Origin of the sequence: Pseudoxanthomonas sp. PXM03, from assembly GCF_014852005.1 — a bacterium.
GTDB lineage: Bacteria > Pseudomonadota > Gammaproteobacteria > Xanthomonadales > Xanthomonadaceae > Pseudoxanthomonas_A.
Genome location: NZ_JACVAU010000003.1, coordinates 102696 through 119255, shown reverse-complemented (window position 1 = coordinate 119255; position 16560 = coordinate 102696). Strand labels below are relative to the sequence as shown.

Genomic DNA, 16560 nt, shown 5'->3' with positions numbered 1-16560 from the left:
TTGCTGACGGGACTGTTGCTGGCTGCGTGCGCCACGCGTCCGGCATCGCCTGCGGTCGTGCTGCCTTCGCTGCGCCTGGCACCGGCAGCGCTTGGCCAGCAGGTCGCGCTGCAACAACGCCTCGTGTTCCGGTTCGGCGAACACGTGCGGGAGCTCGACGCGCTGCTGGAAGTCGACGCCGACGCCGTGCGGTTGGCCGTGCAGGCCATGGGCCGTACCGGCGTCCGCCTGCAATGGGACGGCACGACCTTGTCCGAAGAACGTGCGGCGTGGCTGCCTGCGGCGGTGCGGGGTGAACGCGTGCTCGACGACGTGCAGTTCAGCCTGTGGCCCGCGGACGCCGTGCGCGCCGCCTTGCCCGTGGGCTGGGAACTGGTCGAGTCCGGCGACAAACGCGAACTGCGCATGGATGGCCACGCATGGCTGGTGCGGGAGCGCGTGGATGCGACCACGTTGCGGGTCCATAACAAGGCGGACGGCTATCATCTGACGATTGAATCGATGGCTGGCGGAGCCCCGATCCCGTGAGCGGCGACGCGATCTTCCTGAACGATCTCGGGCTGGTATGCGCACTCGGCGCAGACAAGGCGTCGGTGCGCGATGCCTTGTTTCGCGACGATGCTCCCTCGGGCGTGGCACAGAACGACACCCTGGTGCCTGGCCATCGCCTCGCGATGGGTACGGTGACCACCGCGCTGCCCGCGCTCGGCCACCATCCGGTGCAGCTCCGCGGGCGGAACAACGCACTGCTGCGCGCCGCCTACCTGCAGATCCACGACCAGGTGCAGCAGGCGATCGAACGCCATGGGCCTGCACGCGTGGCCATCGTGGTCGGCACCAGCACCTCGGGCATAGGCGAGGCGGAACAGGCGATGGTGCATTGGCATCGTCATCGACAGTGGCCCGAGGGGTTCCACTACGTGCAACAGGAGATCGGTGCGCCTTCGCGTTTTCTCGCAGCCGAATCGGGTGCGCGCGGACCTGCCTGGACGATCTCCACCGCGTGTTCGTCCAGCGCCAAGGCAATGGCGTCCGCGGCACGGCTGCTGCGTACCGGGCTGGTGGACGCCGTCATCACGGGTGGCGCGGATTCACTGTGCCAGTTCACGGTGCGCGGCTTCATGGCGCTGGAGTCGGTGTCGCCCGAGCGATGCAATCCGTTCTCGGCGCACCGCCACGGCATCAACATCGGCGAGGGCGCCGCACTTTTCCTGATGACGCGCTTGCCGGGGCCGGTGCGGTTGGCGGGGTGGGGTGAAACCTCCGACGCTCACCACATCTCCGCGCCCGAGCCGCAGGGCATCGGCGCCATCGACGCCATTGACCAGGCGCTCGCGCGGGCCAAGCTGTCGCCGGGGCAGATCGACTACGTGAACCTGCACGGCACGGCCACGCCGCAGAACGATGCGATGGAAAGCCGCGCGGTGGCGTCAGCACTGGGGTCCGAGGTGCCGGTGAGCTCCACCAAGCCACTGACGGGCCACACGCTCGGCGCCGCGGGTGCCGTCGAAGCCGGCCTGTGCTGGCTGGCGATGGTCGACAACCCACAGCGCCTGTTGCCACCGCACTGGTGGGATGGCGTGCCGGATCCGGCCTTGCCGCGCTTGTCCTTTGCGTCGCCCGGAAGCACCGCCAACGGCCCGCTGCGCCATGTGCTGAGCCAGTCGTTCGCATTCGGTGGCAGCAATGCGGTGCTGGTATTCGGAGCTGAGTGAATGGGTGATTTGTACGACATCGAACGTGTGGTGCCGCACCGGGGAACGATGCGGCTGGTCGATCGCCTTGTTGCCTGGGGCGAAGACAGCGTGGCAGTGGAAGTGCGCGTGCCCGATGAAGGACCGTTCTGCCATGCGGAAGGCGTTCCCGCCTGGGTGGGGGTCGAATACATGGCGCAGGCCATCGCCGCGTGGGCGGGCTGCCACGCCCGCGCCTCCGGCCGCGAGCCGTCGATCGGCTTCCTGCTGGGAACGCGCCGCTACGAAAGCCGGGTCTCGTGGTTCCGCACGGGCGCATTGCTTCGGGTAGAGGCAACGCGCGAGCTGCTGGGTGACAATGGGCTTGGAATGTTCAGCTGCCGCATCCTGGGGGACGGCGAAGAACTGGCAACTGCCAACGTGTCTGTGTTCGAACCGCCGGACGCGATGGCCTATCTGGAGACGACGCAGCAATGAGGGGAGACACCACCACCGGCGACAGCATGCCCGGGGAGCGCACCGTTTTGGTCACCGGCGGGAGCCGGGGCATCGGCCGGGCCATCGCGTTGCGTCTTGCGCAGGATGGTTTCGACATCGTCGTGCATTGCCGCAGCCGGGTGGAAGAAGCCGAGGCTGTCGCTGGCCAGATCCGCGACCTGGGCCGCGGAGCCCGCGTGCTGGCGTTCGACGTGGCCGACCGCAGCGCCGCCGCAGAGGCACTGGAAGCGGACATCGGAGAGCACGGCGCCTACCATGGCGTCGTCTGCAACGCCGGCATCGCGCGCGACACCGCGTTCCCGGCGATGAGTGGCGACGACTGGGATGCCGTGTTGCGCACCAACCTCGATGGCTTCTACAACGTGCTCAACCCGCTGGTCATGCCGATGGTGCGCCGGCGCAAGCCGGGCCGCATCGTGACGCTGTCGTCGGTGTCCGGACTGGTCGGCAATCGTGGCCAGGTCAACTACAGCGCGGCCAAGGCCGGCATCATCGGCGCCACCAAGGCGCTGGCACTGGAGCTGGCCAGCCGCGAGATCACCGTCAACTGCGTGGCGCCGGGCCTGATCGACACCGAGATGGTGAGTGGCGAGGTGGTGGACGAAGCGTTGAAGATGATCCCCATGAAGCGCGTCGGGCGGCCGGAGGAAGTCGCCGCCGTGGTGGCGTTCCTGATGTCGCCTCAGGCGTCGTACGTCACCCGGCAGGTGATCTCGGTCAATGGAGGGCTGGTCGGATGAGTCGCAGCGATCGACGCGTGGTGGTCACCGGCGCGGGCACGATCAGCCCGCTCGGCCACGATTGGGCCAGCGTGCACCTGCGCCTGCGCGAATGCCGCAACGCCGTGCGCCACATGCAGGACTGGGACAAGTACGAAGGCCTCAACACGCGACTGGCCGCGCCCGCCGAACCGTTCGAGTTGCCGGCGCACTACAACCGCAAGACCACGCGCAGCATGGGCCGGGTGGCCGTGATGGCCGTGCGCGCCACCGAGATGGCGCTGGAGCAGGCGGGTCTGCTCGGTCACCCTGTCCTGAAAAGCGGGCAGGTGGGCGTCTCGTACGGCTCCTCCGCGGGAAGCCACGAAGCCATCGGCGACTTCGGCCGCATGCTCAATGCGTACACCACCGAAGGCATCAACGCGACGACCTACCTGAAGATGATGAGCCACACCGCGCCGGTAAACATCGGGGTGTTCTTCGGATTGACCGGCCGCGTCTACACCACGTCCAGCGCCTGCACGTCCGGTAGCCAGGGCGTGGGCTGTGCATACGAAGCCGTGCGCAGCGGCAAACAGGTCGCGATGATCGGCGGTGGCGCGGAGCAGCTGGATGCCACGGCCGCGGCGGTGTTCGATACGTTGTTCGCCACCAGCGTGCGCAACCATGAGCCCGAGCGGACGCCACGTCCGTTCGATGCCAACCGCGATGGCCTGGTGCTGGGCGAGGGCGCCTGCACGCTGGTGCTGGAGGACCTGGAGCACGCGCAGGCGCGCGGCGCGACCATCCTGGCCGAAGTCGTCGGCTATGGCACCAACAGCGACGGCCAGCATGTCACCCAGCCCAGCGCGGACACGATGGCGCAGGCCATGCGCCTAGCGCTGGAAGATGCAGGGCTGGAGCCGGACGCGATCGGTTACGTCAACGCGCACGGTACGGCCACCGACCATGGCGACATCGCCGAGACCACGGCCACGGCGGCAGTGTTCGGCAGCCGCATGCCGATCAGTTCGCTGAAGAGCTACGTCGGCCACACGCTCGGGGCATGCGGCGCCTATGAAGCCTGGATCACGCTGGAGATGATGCGCGAGGGCTGGTTCGCCCCCACGCTCAACCTGGAGGAGCGCGATCCCCGCTGCGCGGACCTGGACTACATCACCGGCGAAGGCCGCGAGCTGCAGACCGACTACGTGATGAACAACAACTTCGCTTTCGGCGGCATCAACACGTCGCTGATCTTCAAGCGTTGGAAAGACTGACGTCAGACATCCACAGGGGGATAGATGAAGAAGCGTTCCGTTTCGTTGCTGTTGGCGCTCGTGCTGTCAGCCGTCAGCCTGCCGGTGATGGCCGGCAAGCAGGATCCGATGGTCGTGCCGGCGTACGAGCGTGTGGAGTCCACCAACGGCATTCCGCCGAGTGCAGCACGCATCAAGGCGGCCATCATCCACGCGGGCAAGACACGTGGCTGGGCCGTCACGGACAGCGAACCCGGCCGGGTGACGTTGCGCTACGCGCCACGCACGCATGAGGTCGTGGTGGCGGTGCGTTACGACGCCAACGGCTTCAAGATCGAGTATGTCTCCAGCAGGGAGATGAACTACGAGGTCAAGCGCGATGCGCCGTGGATCCATGGGAACTACAACCGCTGGATCCGCAACCTTGCGCTCGACATCCAGAACTCCCCGGTATTCCACCAGCAGGACGGGGTGGACGCTGCCGCGGACGCCGCGCCGGTGGCTACGCCGTGATCCGCAGTAAATGGCGCCTGCTCTTCGCACTGTGCCTGGCCATGCCCGCACTGTCCGCGATGGCCGACGACGTGATCCGCACCAGCCCCAGGATCGCACTGCGCGATGGCTATGCCGGGTATCCGGAGTTCATGAAGCAATGCGACTGGACGGCCGAGCTTCCCGCGCATCTGGTCGACTACTCGCATGGCCTGGTGGAACTGACAGAGCAGGATATCGAGGCGCTATCGGGCCGCACCCTGCGCATCCGCATCATGAACATGCGCAGTGCCGACGGTGGCGGATTCTCCGGTCCCAAGTGGGCGATGATCCGAGCGGAACTGTTCCAGGACGGCAAGCTGATAGGTCAGTACCAGCCTTACCGGCAGACGATGACGCTGTTCCGGGGTGGCTGCTCGTCGTTGAGCAAGATCAGCGATGCGCTGGCGGCCGACACGGCGGCATGGCTGCGCCGCGGCGATTTCCGGATCCTGTTCGCGGACGAGCAGGCCGCGATCGAGATCGGGCCCGAGGAAGACGTGCCACCGATCCAGTGACGAGATGCGCCAAGACCGGCGGCGCTGCTTTCGGCAGGCCTGCACGGCCTCCCCACGCCCGCCTCGGCATGCTTGACCATCACGGTGGCCCCGCCACCCTTTCCCCCGAAGGAGCCTGACCATGAAACGACTTCTGACTGCATCCCTGCTGACCTTGCTGGCCGTGCCGCAGGCATTCGCTGCCGACACGCGCCTCGAGCTTCCGTTGCGCGACCTGATCGACTCGCCACAAGCGAAGGCGGCGGGCATCGACGGCAGCGTGCGCTTCTTCCTGGCCGGCGAGAAGACACCGGCAGTGGTGATGCGCATGGGCGAGGACGTCACCAACAAGAAGACCAACGGCGTGGGCAAATCGGACGTGGAGTCCTGCAACTGGGTGGCGCTGTCCGCACTCAAGGCGCTGCAGGAAGGCGCCAAGGATCGCGGGGCGAATGCCGTGATCAACATCACCAGCTATTTCAAGAAGAACGAGTTCCGCAGCGCTACCAACTACGAGTGCTACGCGGGCAACATCATGAGCGGCGTTGCCTTGAAGGGCACCTACGTCACCGTCAAGTAAACGCGCGGTACCGGTGACGGCACGGCCACCCGCGGGTGGCCGTGTGCGTTTCAGTCGACGGGAAGCCGGACACGGCGCAGCCGCAGTGCATTGCCGACCACCGACGCCGAGCTCAGGCTCATCGCCAGTGCCGCCAGCATCGGCGAGAGCAGCGGGCCGCCGAACAGGCCCAGCAGGCCGGCGGCGACCGGTACGCCCAATGCGTTATAGGCGAAGGCGAAGGCCAGGTTCTGCCGCATGTTGCGTACCGTTGCTTCCGACAGCGCCTTGGCGCGTGCGATGCCGCGCAGGTCGCCCTTCACCAGCGTCACCTGCGCACTGGACATCGCCACGTCCGTGCCCGTGCCCATCGCGATGCCGACATCCGCCGCCGCGAGGGCAGGCGCATCGTTGATGCCGTCCCCGGCCATCGCCACGTGGCGGCCCTCCTGCTTCAGGCGCGCCACCAGTGCGGCCTTGTCGGCAGGACGCACGTCACCGTGGACTTCGTCGATACCGAGGCGCCCGGCGACCGCCCGCGCGGTGCGCTCGCCATCGCCGGTGGCCATGACGATGCGGAGCCCGCCGTCGCGCAAGGCACGCAGGGCGTCCGGCGTACTGGCCTTGATGGGATCGGCCACCGCGATGCTGCCGGCGGGCGCGCCATCGACCGCGAGGAACATCACGCTGCCGCCTTCCTCGCGGATGCGATCGGCATGTTCCCGCAGGGCATCGAGAGATACGCCTTCTTCCTGCATCAGCACGGTATTGCCGAAAGCGACGCGATGGCCGTCGACCACGCCGCGGACACCGATGCCGCTGCTGGATTCGAAATCCTGCGCCGACGCGAGTGCCAGACCACGCCGGCGCGCTTCCTGCACCACGGCCTGCGCCAACGGATGCTCGCTGCCGGCATCCAGGCTGGCGGCCAGCCGCAGCGCCTCGTTCTCGTCGAACGGGGCCAGCGCATGCACTGCCTGGAAGGCGGGACGGCCTTCCGTCAGGGTGCCGGTCTTGTCCACGATCAGGGTGTCGACCTTGCGCAGGGTTTCGATGGCCTCCGCGTCGCGGAACAGCACGCCGGCCTGTGCGGCCCGCCCGCTGGCCACCATCACCGACATCGGCGTGGCCAGCCCCAAGGCACAGGGACAGGCGATGATCAGCACCGACACGGCGTTGAGGACGCCGTAGGTCCATGAGGGATCCGGACCGAACAGGCCCCAGCCCAGCAAGGTCGCCAGTGCGGCAGCGAGCACGGCGAGCACGAACCAGAACGACACCCGGTCCGCCAGCCGCTGCATCGGTGCGCGCGTACGCTGCGCCTGCGCGACCAGCTGCACGATCTGGGCGAGCACGCTGTCGCTGCCGACCTTTTCGGCACGTATCACCAGGCTGCCCGCACCGTTGAGGGTGGCGCCGATCACGCTGTCGCCCGGCGCACGCTCCACCGGCATCGGTTCGCCGGTCAGCATGGATTCGTCGATGTGCGTGCGGCCCTCCAGCACCACGCCATCCACCGGTACCTTCTCGCCCGGCCGCACGCGCAGCCGGTCGCCGACGTGCACGTGCGAGAGATCGATGTCTTCCTCATCGCCATCGTCGCGCAGGCGGCGTGCGGTCTTCGGCGCGAGCCCCAGCAGGGCGCGTATCGCGGCGGAGGTCTGCGAGCGAGCCTTCAGTTCCAGCAACTGGCCGAGCAGGGTGAGCGACACGATCACCGCCGCCGCTTCGAAGTAGACACCGACATGGCCATGGTCGCGGAACGAGGGCGGGAACAGCTGCGGTGCCAGCACGGCGACCACGCTGTAACCGTAGGCTGCGGCCACACCGGTACCGATCAGCGTCCACATGTTGGGGCTGCGATGGCGGATCGATTGCGCCCAGCGCTGGAAGAATGGCCAGGCGGCCCACAGCACGACCGGCGTGCTGAGCGCGAATTCCAGCCAGGTGCGCACGGTGGGCGGGATGACGTCCAGGTACATGCCGCCCATGGCCAGCAGGAGCGTGGCCACGCTGAAGGGCAGCGTCCACCAGAAGCGTCGCCGGAAATCGGTCAACTCCGGATTCTCTTCCTCGTCCAGCGAGGGCAGCATGGGTTCCAGCGCCATGCCGCAGAGCGGGCATGTGCCCGGGCCGTCCTGCACGATCTCCGGGTGCATGGGGCAGGTGTACTGCGTGCCCGCAGGTGCCGGCGTGGCATCAGCGGTCGGATGCAGATAGCGTTCGGGATCGGCGACGAACTTCGTGCGGCAACCCGCGGAACAGAAATGGTAGGCCTGGCCTGCATGCTCCGCATGGTGCGAGGTGGTGAGCGGATCGACCTTCATGCCGCAGACCGGATCGGTGGCGTGCGTGTCGTCGTCGGCGCGGGCCGTGGTATGGCCGCTGCAGCACGCGGGTTTCGCCGCGTGTTGCGCCGGAGGGTGGCCGTGCGTGTGCGGTGCGGGGCTCATGCCTCGCCTCCCAGCGCCGTGAGGATCGGGCACTGGTCCAGCGCGCCATGCCCCGGACATGCATCGACCAACTGGCGCAACCCGTCACGCACGCGCGTCAGCTCCGCCAGGCGTTGTTCCACGTCGACCAGCTTGACGGTGGCGGCGGAACGGATGGCCGCCATGTCGCCGTCGTGGTCGCTGCTGAGCGCCAGCAGTTCGCGGATCTCCTCAAGCGTGAAGCCGAGCGCCTTTGCGCGGCGGATGAAATTCAGCCGCAGCACATCGTCCGCTTCGTAATGCCGGTAGCCGCTGGCACTGCGCGTGGGAGGGGGCAGCAAGCACTGCTTTTCGTAGTAGCGCACGGTGTCGATGGGGACGCCGGTGCGGCGGGACAATTGTCCGATGTTCATGCGGGAACTCCTCGAAGTGCCTGCAGTCTGCACCCTGGAGTACGCTCCAGAGTCAAGGGGTGGGACGGCGCCCGTGCCGTCCCCCCTCGGTTCATGGCGAATGCGTGGCGTACGGCGTCGTGCTGCCGTCGCCGTGCAGCGCGAGCACGGTGTAGGCCGGTGCGTCGACGCCTTCCACCTCCATCCCCGGCGAACCCATCGGCATGCCGGGCAGCACGAGGCCACGGATGGCCGGCTTCTCGCGCAGCAGGCGCCGGATGTCCGATGCCGGCACATGGCCTTCGACCACATAGCCCTCGATTTCGGCGGTGTGGCAGGACGCATTCGCGGGCACGATGCCCAGCCGTTCCTTCACCGGACTCATGGCGTCCTCCACACGGTCGTCCACGTCGAAGCGTTCCTTGCGCAGGTGTTCGACCCACAGATGGCAGCAGCCGCAGTAGGCATCGCGATGGACGATGATCTTCGGCGTCGCGGCCACCGCGGTCTTCTGCTGCGTTGCTGGTGCAGCAGTCGCCGCGAGGGCGCTGTCCACCGGCGCCGGCACCGCCTGCGTGCAGGCGGCGAGGGTGGTGGCGAGCAGCAGGACGGAGGCGAGGCGGGGCAGGGGCGTGCGGTATTTCATGACGTCCTCCATCAGAACCAGACCCGGACACCCGCGACGACGCGGGTATCGCGCGTGGCTTCGCCCTCGGCGCGGCGCAGATCGGCGGTGTCGCCCACGGCGCGTTCGTGCACCACGCCGATGTAGGGCGCGAAACGGCGCGTCACTTCGTAGCGCAGGCGCAGGCCCGCTTCGATGCCGGAGATGCCGCGTCCGACGCCGTCATCGGGATCATCCTTCGCTGCGATGTCCACTTCCACCAGCGGCTGCAAGATCAGGCGGTTGGTGATGCGCAGCGTGTATTCGGCCTCGACGTTGGCGGCGACCTGGCCGCCCTCACCGACATAGGCCGTGGCCGACACCTCGAAACGGTACGGTGCCATGCCCTGCAGGCCGAATGCTGCCCAGCTGCGCGCATCGCCGGGCTTGAAATCGTGCCTCACGCCGGCCACCACGTCCCACCACGGCGAGACGCTGCGGCCGTACAGCACTTCCAGATCGGCACTGTCGGTGTGGCCTCCCATGCGCTCGCCCTCGCTGCGCAGCCACAGGCGGTCGGTATCGGTGCCGAACCACGCGCTGCCTTCCCAGGCCTGGCCGATGCCTTCGTCCGCATCCCAGGCTTCCAGCCGGTTGAAGGTCACCTTGTGGTTGAACGCCGGTGCATGCTGCATGGCGTGGTGGTCGATGGCGGGAAATGCAGCGGCCACGTCGTCCGCGGTGATGGCGGGGATCGGCTCGCGCGGCGCTGCAGATGTCGTCGCGGGTGCTGCCTGGGACATGGCGCCGTGATCGTGATGCGCGTGGTCATCCTGTTTGGATGTCTCCTGCGTCGCAGGCTGTGAATGGTCGTGATGCTGCGCCATGGCAGGCGCGGCCACGCCCAGCATGACGGCAACGACGGAGGCCAGGCGGAGCGGGGCAGGGATGAGGAAGGTCTTCATGCCTCGATCCTCACTTCGCGCATCATTCCGGCTTCCATGTGGTACAGCAGGTGGCAGTGGAAAGCCCACCGTCCCAGCGCATCGGCGCGGACGCGATAGCTGCGCCGCGTGCCGGGCGGCATGTCAATGGTGTGCTTGCGCAGCTGGAATGCGCCGTCCGCATCCTCCAGATCGCTCCAGACGCCGTGCAGGTGGATGGGGTGCTGCATCATCGTGTCGTTGACCAGCACGATGCGCATGCGCTCGCCGTACTTGAGTCGCAACGGGTCGGCGCTGGCGAACGGGATGCCGTCGAACGACCAGGCGAACTTCTCCATGTGGCCGGTGAGATGCAGCTCCACGGTGCGGCCCGGTTCGCGTCCGTCCGGGTCGTCGAACAGGCTGCGCATCGCGCCGTAGGTCAGCACCTGGCGTCCGTTGTCGCGCAGGCCGAGGCCGGGATCGTCGAGTTTCGGTTCGCTTGCGGAGGACCGCATGTCGACCAGCGGGTTGCCCGCTTCGCTGGCGGGATGATTCGGCGCGTTCGACGTTGCGCCGTGCGAACCGTGGTCCATCGCGCCCATGTTCGCGCCGCAGCCGCCTTCACCCATCATCGCGCCGCAGCCACCTTCCATGCCTTTCTGCGTGCCATGGCCGCCCATGTCGTGGCCCATGTCGGCCATCGTCAGCAGCGGACGTGGATCGCGCGGCGGAATCGGCGCCTCCAGCCCGTCGCGGAGGGCCAGCGTGCCGCGTGCATGGCCGGTGCGGCCCATGTCCTGCGCGAAGATGGTGAAGGCGTCCTGGCCCTTCGGTTCGACGATCACGTCGAACGTTTCCGCCACCGCGATGCGGAACTCGTCCACGCTGACCGGATGGATGTACTGGCCGTCGGCGGCCACCACGGTCATCTTCAGTCCTGGGATGCGCACGTCGAAGTACGTCATCGCACTGCCGTTGATGAAACGCAGCAACACCTTCTCGCCCGGCTTGAACAGTCCCGTCCAGTTGGCGTCCGGCGAGGCGCCGTTCACCAGGTAGGTGTAGGTGTGCGCGTTGATGTCGGAGATGTCGGTGGGCGTCATCCGCATGCGCCCCCACATGCCGCGATCCTCGACCGTCTCCGCCAGTCCGTCGCGCTTAGCGTCGCGCACGAAATCCACCAGCGTGCGCTGGTAGTAGTTGTCGTGCTCCGGCATCTTCTTCATGCGCCGGTATAACGCGGCCGGGTCGAGATCGGTCCAGTCCGACAGCAGCAAGACATGCTCGCGGTCGTGGTGGTAGGGCGGCGGATCGCGCGGGTCGATGATCAGTGCGCCGTACAGGCCGGCCTGTTCCTGGAACAGCGAGTGGCTGTGGTACCAGTAGGTGCCGAACTGCTTCAGCTGGAAGCGGTACTCGAACGTTTCGCCCGGCGCGATGCCGTTGAAGCTCAGGCCCGGCACGCCGTCCATGTTCGACGGCAGCAGAATGCCGTGCCAGTGGATCGAGGTCATGTCGCGCAGGCGGTTGCTGACGCGCACGGTGACCGTGTCGCCCTCGCGCCAGCGCAGCGTGGGGGCGGGCAGGCTGTTGTTGACGGTGATCGCGGGCCGCATGCGGCCGGTGATGTCGATCGGCATCGCGCCGATGCTCAGCGCGAAGTCGGTACCGGTGACGAGCGCCGCACCGCCGCGACGTGGGGGCGTGCCGGCCGAGGCGGGCATGCGCGCCAGGCCAAGGCCCAGCGCGACGCTGCCGGTCGCCAGGCCGGTGACGAACTGGCGGCGTGTGGGACGGAACGCGCCCAGGCGTCCCGGTGTGGATTCATCGTGGTTCATTGCAAGCATCCTGTGCATCGTCGGCGCGACCGACCGCTGTGGCGGTGGCGTCCGTCGTGGTCGTGGATCCGGCGCGCGACACGCGCCACCGGCCCTGCGGAAAGCCGCGGGAATGCGGCGTCAGGCCGCCAGGATGGGAGGTCGGTGACGGTGCGACAAGCGTACGGATGCGTGGGCATCGGCACGGTAGGCGGGAGCTTCTGCCTGCGGATACGGCAGTGCCCCGAGCGGGGTCAGCCAGGTCAGTGCAGGCGCGTGCTGGGCACAGAAGCCGTCGCAGCTCCCTGCCTTGCAGCAATCGGGCAGGCCGGCGTCGGCGTCGTGGTGACCGGAAGGAGCGTCGCCGTCCACCGGCATCGCCATGTCCATGCCCTCGTGGCACGGTGGTGTGTCCTCGGCAGCCTGGACGGCGGCCGCCACGTCGCCCATCGCCATGCGCGTGGCGGCATGCGCGTACGCCGTGCCGTTGAGCAGCAACGCCAGGCAGAGCAGGGCACGGAGCAGGGGGGCGAACCGGGACATGCCCGCATGATACGCCATGACCCGTGGACGTACCTTTCCGTAGGGTGAGCTGCGGGCCGTCCGCGGTCGGCCCGCGCCACGATCGGGCAACGACACGTTATCCTTGTCGCGCAATTCAGGCATTGGGCAGCGTGGCATCCGCATGGCAGGCACGGTAACGATGGACAAGGTGCTGACAGGCGTTCCCGCAGCACACCCGCAGGATGTTTCGCGTGCACGCATCATCGTCGCCGACGTGGGCGGCACGTATGCCCGCCTCGGCTGGATCGTCGCCGACGGCAGCAACGACATCCACGATTACCGTCGCTACGCCTGCGCTGAGCATCCCGATCTCGCCTCCATCCTGCACGACTATGCGGCCGGCACGCCTTGCCATGGTGCGGTCGTGGCCATCGCCGGTGTGCTGGAAGGCGACCGTCTGATCAATTCGAACCTACCGTGGGCGGTGTCGGTGGAACAGACGCGCGTGGGTGCCGGCTTGGCCTGGGTGCAGCTGATCAACGATTTCGAAGCCGTGGCCAATGCGGTGCCGACGCTGGCGCCGGACACGCTGTCGCCGCTGACACCGTTGATGGCGTCTGGAACGTCGTCGCCGGCGCTGGTGATCGGCCCGGGCACCGGGCTGGGGGCTGCGGTCTGGATCGAAGGCCAGCCGCCACGGGTGTTGCCGACGGAAGTCGGCCAGGCGTCGCTGGCGGCCGGCAACGCGCTGGAGCTGGACATCGTGCGCAGGCTGTTGAGGGACCGTCCGTACCTGCACAACGAGCACGTGCTGTCTGGGCCTGGCCTGATGAATCTTTACCGGTGCCTGTGCGAACTCCGTGACGCGACGCCGGTGCATGCGGATGCCGGCGCGCTGGTCGCGGCCGCGGAATCGGATGCGTTGGCAAGGGAAACGCTGGAGACGTTCTGTGGGTGGCTGGGCAGCGTGGTCGGCGATCTGGCGATCATCTTCGGCGCCCGGGTCGTGTATCTGGCCGGCGGCGTGACCGCACACATTCCGCAGTTCCTGCACGACGGGCGCTTCCTGCAGCGGTACCTCAACAAGGGCGTGATGACCGAGCAGCTGGAACGGGTGCCGGTATGGCGGGTGGAGCATGGGCAACTGGGGCTGCTGGGGGCTGTGGCTTGGTATAGGCAGAACCGTTTGAAGATCTGACCGGCGCCATGCGTCGCCTTTGACATAATAGGCATTATGCGAAATGGATTGCAGCCGAGGCTGGCTGGTGGATGCGGCTGCTGGGCTGGTTCCTGAAAGGCCCTGCTGTTGAGCGCGGCAATCTCTACCCAGCAGCCGCATCAACCTTCCCCAGTAGCCGCAGTCTGATGTCACGGTCATCAAAGCACGCGCTTTGATATCCCCAAATTCCAACCTGCGGCGGCCTGCCATCCCCAGATTCAACGCTTTCGGCGAACGGCAACTGCCTGGATTGTTGCCCTGGCACAAGCCATGGCCTCTGATTGCCCCTGAAGATCTGCCCCGGCTACCTTTTCTTCAGATTGCCGTGACGAACGACTAAACATCTCTCCGTCGGCGTTCCGCGCCACAGCACGGATCGTCGCCCTGCTACGTGCCATGGCCTCTTCGTGTGGAATCGACGGTCGTGGGTCCGCCAAGGCCCGGATGACCTTGGCCCTGAACCAAGCGTCGTACTCAACTGCTGCCTGGTCCAGATCAGGATCGGTCTTGTCGGAGGTCATAGTTTCGTCGGTCGCAGTCTAAGGTTCGGGAACTCGGATCCTTTGATCATGCATCCGCTGGTCCATCTGCTTCAAGCTCTCCCAAATTTGGGGGCATGTCGCGGTGAGCCAACATCATGTGCTGTTACTCGTAATGTCCCCAAATTTGGGAGCGACTTTTGCCTGATCTATTGCTTTGTCGTCAGGACTTGCTAGATTCGATCCTGTGAACATCTTTTGCCGCGCGCTCCGAATACCTGGCTGATCAGTCGACTGATCAGCCCCTGTAGCTCAATTGGTTAGAGCAGCGGTTTTATAACCCGTCAGCGCCAGATAAGCGGCTTGTGCCGGTTCGAGTCCGGCCAGGGGCACCATACCTCTCACCGGGGTTGCTTATGCCCGTCTTAGATCCCGACAACTACATCTCGCACATCGTCTATGACGAAGTGCGTGGTGGCTGGTGCCTGACTGAAGAAGGCCGGTGGCTTCTTGTCCAAGAGATGATTGCCAGGACTAAGGAGCTTGATCGCTTAGACGTAGTCGAGGGGGCGAAAGCCGCCCACCTATACGCATTTCATTCAACCGGAGATGGTTAAGGGGGCAAAATTGATTTGGCCTAAGAAGTACACGTCAAGCTGAAGCCGTGACCTATCTATTCCTCGATACCGAATGGGCGGACCCGACGGGCTCCGAGCTAGTGAGCTTCGCACTCATCTCTGAAGATGGAGCTCATCGGTTTTATGCTGAGCGCGATCCCTTGCCCGACGTGGCCACCGACTTCGTGCGATCGGTTGTCTATCCCCTGCTGGAACGTGGCAGGTACCGTATGACAGACCAAGCCATGACGACCGGCCTGCGTGCCTTCTTGTGCGCTGTCACTGAGCCGATTGTGGTGGCTGACTATCCCAATGACCTAGCGCTTCTGAAGTATGTGATCGCAGGGTTCGACCTTTCAGATGATCAGGCTGCGGTATGTGGCCCTGTCCCACAGCCTGTGATGACCAGAATGCTCAAGGAAGGTGCCACGGGAATGTTGATTGAAGACTACTTTGCAGGCCATCCCACGGCCGCTGCTCGGCGTCACCACGCACTTGTTGACGCGGAGGCGCTTCGGGTAGCTTGGCTGGTCGTTACCGGCAGAGTTGCGCCGCCGCCTTGGGCTTTGAGCTTCCATAGGATGGGTTTAAGGCCCCCCCCAAAGTCCTATTGGATGAGAGCGTCGCGAAGGGATTGAGTTGACTTGAACGGAATCAGAAAATATACTTGTAAATCAATTACTTACTTCGCATAACATCCGTTATGTCGGCCCAGTCATGGGGCCAGCCGAAAGCTTGGAATACAGAAGTCGACGCTCAAAGATCAGTAGTGCGTCTCACCCTACCCTCCCTCCTATCTGCTTCGCGCCGCCGCAGTGGCTATCGCTGAGATCGGCGCTAATTGGGCGGCCCCAGCACATGGGCATACCGATCCGCGATGGTTAGCACTTCTTGTTGCAGCTCCGTCCCTATGAGCAGCATCGCAGCCTGCATAGCGGTCACCACCGACAGGCCATTGACGTTTTTCATGACATTGGTAAGTAACCAAGCCGGATAGCCATCGGCATGCCTGCGGATGGGGTGAATGCCGGCGTGCACGTAGGAGTTGAGTGCACCCCACATGTGGGTCTTGAAGTGGTTGAGCGGCTTGAAGGCATTCGGTGGGGCTTTCACCGCCAAGTCTTCCATCATCTTGGACGCGGTCGGAATGTTCTTGGCAGCCAGTTCGGTCACCAAGTTCAATTCTGCGCTGAGTTTTCCCACCACCTGATCACTGGCGCCATAGAGCACCCACAGCGACCGCACGACGGCCTCAAACTGGGATCGATGAACGACCAGAGCGGATGGCAGGAACCCCGTATGCAGCAGCATCCGCGCAGAGTGGGAGTGCTCAAACGCCAACGATAGAAGTACTTCACTCAACGCGATGCGAGGCTCGTCGGTATTGACGTCGAATGCCACGCAGTCAATGAGCTCCACCACCAGCTCGTGGGACTGCAACACGAACTCTTCCCAAATATCTGGTTGCTCTTCTTCCATCTGCGCCCCAAGCCCTCATTGCCTGCGGACAGTGGCCATGAGCTGCGGGACCAATGTGCAGGCGCTGGCCAAATACTATCCGAAACAAACCTGCTTGAAGCTGCGCTGGCGGCCGTCCGCGCCCTTAATCAGGGCGAGAACGTCAGGGCGTATTGGTGGGTCGCCCCCCTTTAGGAGAGGAAGAACCAAGCGGTCGCCCCGCAGAGGGTCAGCGCCAGGGATAGGGCAAGCGTGATGGACCAGCGGGTCCATCGTCCGACAACCTTGACGGTATTGCCGTTGAAGCAGTTGTTGCACGAAATGAGGGAAATGTTGATACGCATGGCGACCTCCTTGTTTTTTATTGGTGCCACAC

At 65.7% G+C, this 16560-nt stretch carries 18 protein-coding genes and 1 tRNA gene; 10 read left to right on the top strand and 9 right to left on the bottom strand.

The genetic code is table 11. The features are described 5' to 3' along the window. The 8 genes from IB223_RS14770 (at position 1) to IB223_RS14735 (ending at position 5757) form a co-directional block, all read left to right on the top strand. Positions 1-528: a DUF3261 domain-containing protein gene (locus IB223_RS14770; RefSeq protein ID WP_225591116.1), complete on the top strand. Its 528-nt coding sequence runs from the start codon at positions 1-3 to the stop codon at positions 526-528. Further along, positions 525-1715, top strand: coding sequence for a beta-ketoacyl-ACP synthase (locus IB223_RS14765; protein ID WP_192202538.1), 1191 nt, complete (start codon positions 525-527; stop codon positions 1713-1715). The genes IB223_RS14770 and IB223_RS14765 overlap by 4 nt, the downstream gene beginning before the upstream one ends. Next, entirely contained in the window at positions 1716-2171 is a 456-nt protein-coding gene (locus IB223_RS14760; protein ID WP_192202537.1) for a hotdog family protein, read from the top strand. A 26-nt stretch (positions 2172-2197) separates the two neighbouring features. Next, positions 2198-2932 carry a 3-oxoacyl-ACP reductase FabG gene (gene fabG, locus IB223_RS14755; protein WP_192202784.1) on the top strand — a complete coding sequence of 245 codons (735 nt, stop codon included), beginning with the start codon at positions 2198-2200 and terminating at the stop codon, positions 2930-2932. Further along, positions 2929-4170 (top strand): beta-ketoacyl-ACP synthase, encoded by a 1242-nt coding sequence (locus IB223_RS14750; protein ID WP_192202536.1) that lies wholly within the window; start codon positions 2929-2931, stop codon positions 4168-4170. Before fabG ends, IB223_RS14750 begins: the two co-directional genes overlap by 4 nt. Before the next feature lie 24 nt (positions 4171-4194). Then, on the top strand, positions 4195-4662 hold the full coding sequence (locus tag IB223_RS14745) for a hypothetical protein (protein ID WP_192202535.1): 468 nt from the start codon (positions 4195-4197) through the stop codon (positions 4660-4662). Beyond that, complete coding sequence (locus IB223_RS14740; RefSeq protein ID WP_192202534.1) at positions 4659-5198, top strand: hypothetical protein; 540 nt, start codon at positions 4659-4661, stop codon at positions 5196-5198. The genes IB223_RS14745 and IB223_RS14740 overlap by 4 nt, the downstream gene beginning before the upstream one ends. A 121-nt stretch (positions 5199-5319) precedes the next feature. Then, entirely contained in the window at positions 5320-5757 is a 438-nt protein-coding gene (locus IB223_RS14735; protein ID WP_192202533.1) for an excinuclease ATPase subunit, read from the top strand. A gap of 50 nt (positions 5758-5807) precedes the next feature. Here the strand turns inward: IB223_RS14735 and IB223_RS14730 are convergent, their stop codons facing one another. The 6 genes from IB223_RS14730 to IB223_RS14705 form a co-directional block, all read right to left on the bottom strand. Further along, entirely contained in the window at positions 5808-8189 is a 2382-nt protein-coding gene (locus IB223_RS14730) for a heavy metal translocating P-type ATPase (protein WP_192202532.1), read from the bottom strand. Continuing rightward, positions 8186-8581 carry a helix-turn-helix domain-containing protein gene (locus IB223_RS14725; RefSeq protein ID WP_192202531.1) on the bottom strand — a complete coding sequence of 132 codons (396 nt, stop codon included), beginning with the start codon at positions 8579-8581 and terminating at the stop codon, positions 8186-8188. The genes IB223_RS14730 and IB223_RS14725 overlap by 4 nt, the downstream gene beginning before the upstream one ends. A 91-nt stretch (positions 8582-8672) precedes the next feature. After that, positions 8673-9206, bottom strand: a complete 534-nt coding sequence (locus tag IB223_RS14720) for a DUF411 domain-containing protein (RefSeq protein ID WP_192202530.1) — start codon at positions 9204-9206, stop codon at positions 8673-8675. An 11-nt stretch (positions 9207-9217) separates the two neighbouring features. Then, the gene (locus IB223_RS14715; protein WP_225591141.1) at positions 9218-10051 is read right to left on the bottom strand and encodes a copper resistance protein B; all 834 of its coding nucleotides are present in this window, start codon (positions 10049-10051) and stop codon (positions 9218-9220) included. A gap of 74 nt (positions 10052-10125) precedes the next feature. Beyond that, the gene (locus IB223_RS14710; protein WP_192202528.1) at positions 10126-11928 is read right to left on the bottom strand and encodes a copper resistance system multicopper oxidase; all 1803 of its coding nucleotides are present in this window, start codon (positions 11926-11928) and stop codon (positions 10126-10128) included. 120 nt (positions 11929-12048) lie between these two features. Then, positions 12049-12450 carry a CopL family metal-binding regulatory protein gene (locus tag IB223_RS14705; RefSeq protein ID WP_192202527.1) on the bottom strand — a complete coding sequence of 134 codons (402 nt, stop codon included), beginning with the start codon at positions 12448-12450 and terminating at the stop codon, positions 12049-12051. A 160-nt stretch (positions 12451-12610) separates the two neighbouring features. On the opposite strand from IB223_RS14705, the gene IB223_RS14700 reads away from it, so the two are divergent. Next, complete coding sequence (locus tag IB223_RS14700; RefSeq protein ID WP_192202783.1) at positions 12611-13609, top strand: glucokinase; 999 nt, start codon at positions 12611-12613, stop codon at positions 13607-13609. 239 nt (positions 13610-13848) lie between these two features. On the opposite strand, the gene IB223_RS19035 is transcribed toward IB223_RS14700, so the two are convergent. Next, the gene (locus tag IB223_RS19035) at positions 13849-14151 is read right to left on the bottom strand and encodes a hypothetical protein (protein WP_343227208.1); all 303 of its coding nucleotides are present in this window, start codon (positions 14149-14151) and stop codon (positions 13849-13851) included. A gap of 259 nt (positions 14152-14410) precedes the next feature. On the opposite strand from IB223_RS19035, the gene IB223_RS14695 reads away from it, so the two are divergent. Then, a tRNA-Ile gene (locus IB223_RS14695) sits at positions 14411-14504 on the top strand. Positions 14505-15563: 1059 nt separating this feature from the next. On the opposite strand, the gene IB223_RS14685 is transcribed toward IB223_RS14695, so the two are convergent. Both IB223_RS14685 and IB223_RS14680 read right to left on the bottom strand, forming a co-directional pair. After that, positions 15564-16205, bottom strand: a complete 642-nt coding sequence (locus IB223_RS14685; protein WP_192202525.1) for a hypothetical protein — start codon at positions 16203-16205, stop codon at positions 15564-15566. A gap of 170 nt (positions 16206-16375) precedes the next feature. Further along, complete coding sequence (locus tag IB223_RS14680) at positions 16376-16528, bottom strand: hypothetical protein (RefSeq protein ID WP_192202524.1); 153 nt, start codon at positions 16526-16528, stop codon at positions 16376-16378. Positions 16529-16560: the final 32 nt, after the last annotated feature.

Excerpts from the sequence above, each read along its gene's own strand:
- IB223_RS14760 (WP_192202537.1), top strand. The coding sequence starts at position 1,716 with ATGGGTGATTTGTACGACATCGAACGTGTGGTGCCGCACCGGGGAACG.
- fabG (WP_192202784.1), top strand. The coding sequence starts at position 2,198 with ATGCCCGGGGAGCGCACCGTTTTGGTCACCGGCGGGAGCCGGGGCATC.
- IB223_RS14750 (WP_192202536.1), top strand. The coding sequence starts at position 2,929 with ATGAGTCGCAGCGATCGACGCGTGGTGGTCACCGGCGCGGGCACGATC.
- IB223_RS14745 (WP_192202535.1), top strand. The coding sequence starts at position 4,195 with ATGAAGAAGCGTTCCGTTTCGTTGCTGTTGGCGCTCGTGCTGTCAGCC.
- IB223_RS14735 (WP_192202533.1), top strand. The coding sequence starts at position 5,320 with ATGAAACGACTTCTGACTGCATCCCTGCTGACCTTGCTGGCCGTGCCG.
- IB223_RS14730 (WP_192202532.1), bottom strand. The coding sequence starts at position 8,189 with ATGAGCCCCGCACCGCACACGCACGGCCACCCTCCGGCGCAACACGCG.
- IB223_RS14725 (WP_192202531.1), bottom strand. The coding sequence starts at position 8,581 with ATGAACATCGGACAATTGTCCCGCCGCACCGGCGTCCCCATCGACACC.
- IB223_RS14720 (WP_192202530.1), bottom strand. The coding sequence starts at position 9,206 with ATGAAATACCGCACGCCCCTGCCCCGCCTCGCCTCCGTCCTGCTGCTC.
- IB223_RS14715 (WP_225591141.1), bottom strand. The coding sequence starts at position 10,051 with ATGGCGCAGCATCACGACCATTCACAGCCTGCGACGCAGGAGACATCC.
- IB223_RS14710 (WP_192202528.1), bottom strand. The coding sequence starts at position 11,928 with ATGAACCACGATGAATCCACACCGGGACGCCTGGGCGCGTTCCGTCCC.
- IB223_RS14705 (WP_192202527.1), bottom strand. The coding sequence starts at position 12,450 with ATGTCCCGGTTCGCCCCCCTGCTCCGTGCCCTGCTCTGCCTGGCGTTG.
- IB223_RS14700 (WP_192202783.1), top strand. The coding sequence starts at position 12,611 with ATGGACAAGGTGCTGACAGGCGTTCCCGCAGCACACCCGCAGGATGTT.
- IB223_RS19035 (WP_343227208.1), bottom strand. The coding sequence starts at position 14,151 with ATGACCTCCGACAAGACCGATCCTGATCTGGACCAGGCAGCAGTTGAG.
- IB223_RS14685 (WP_192202525.1), bottom strand. The coding sequence starts at position 16,205 with ATGGAAGAAGAGCAACCAGATATTTGGGAAGAGTTCGTGTTGCAGTCC.
- IB223_RS14680 (WP_192202524.1), bottom strand. The coding sequence starts at position 16,528 with ATGCGTATCAACATTTCCCTCATTTCGTGCAACAACTGCTTCAACGGC.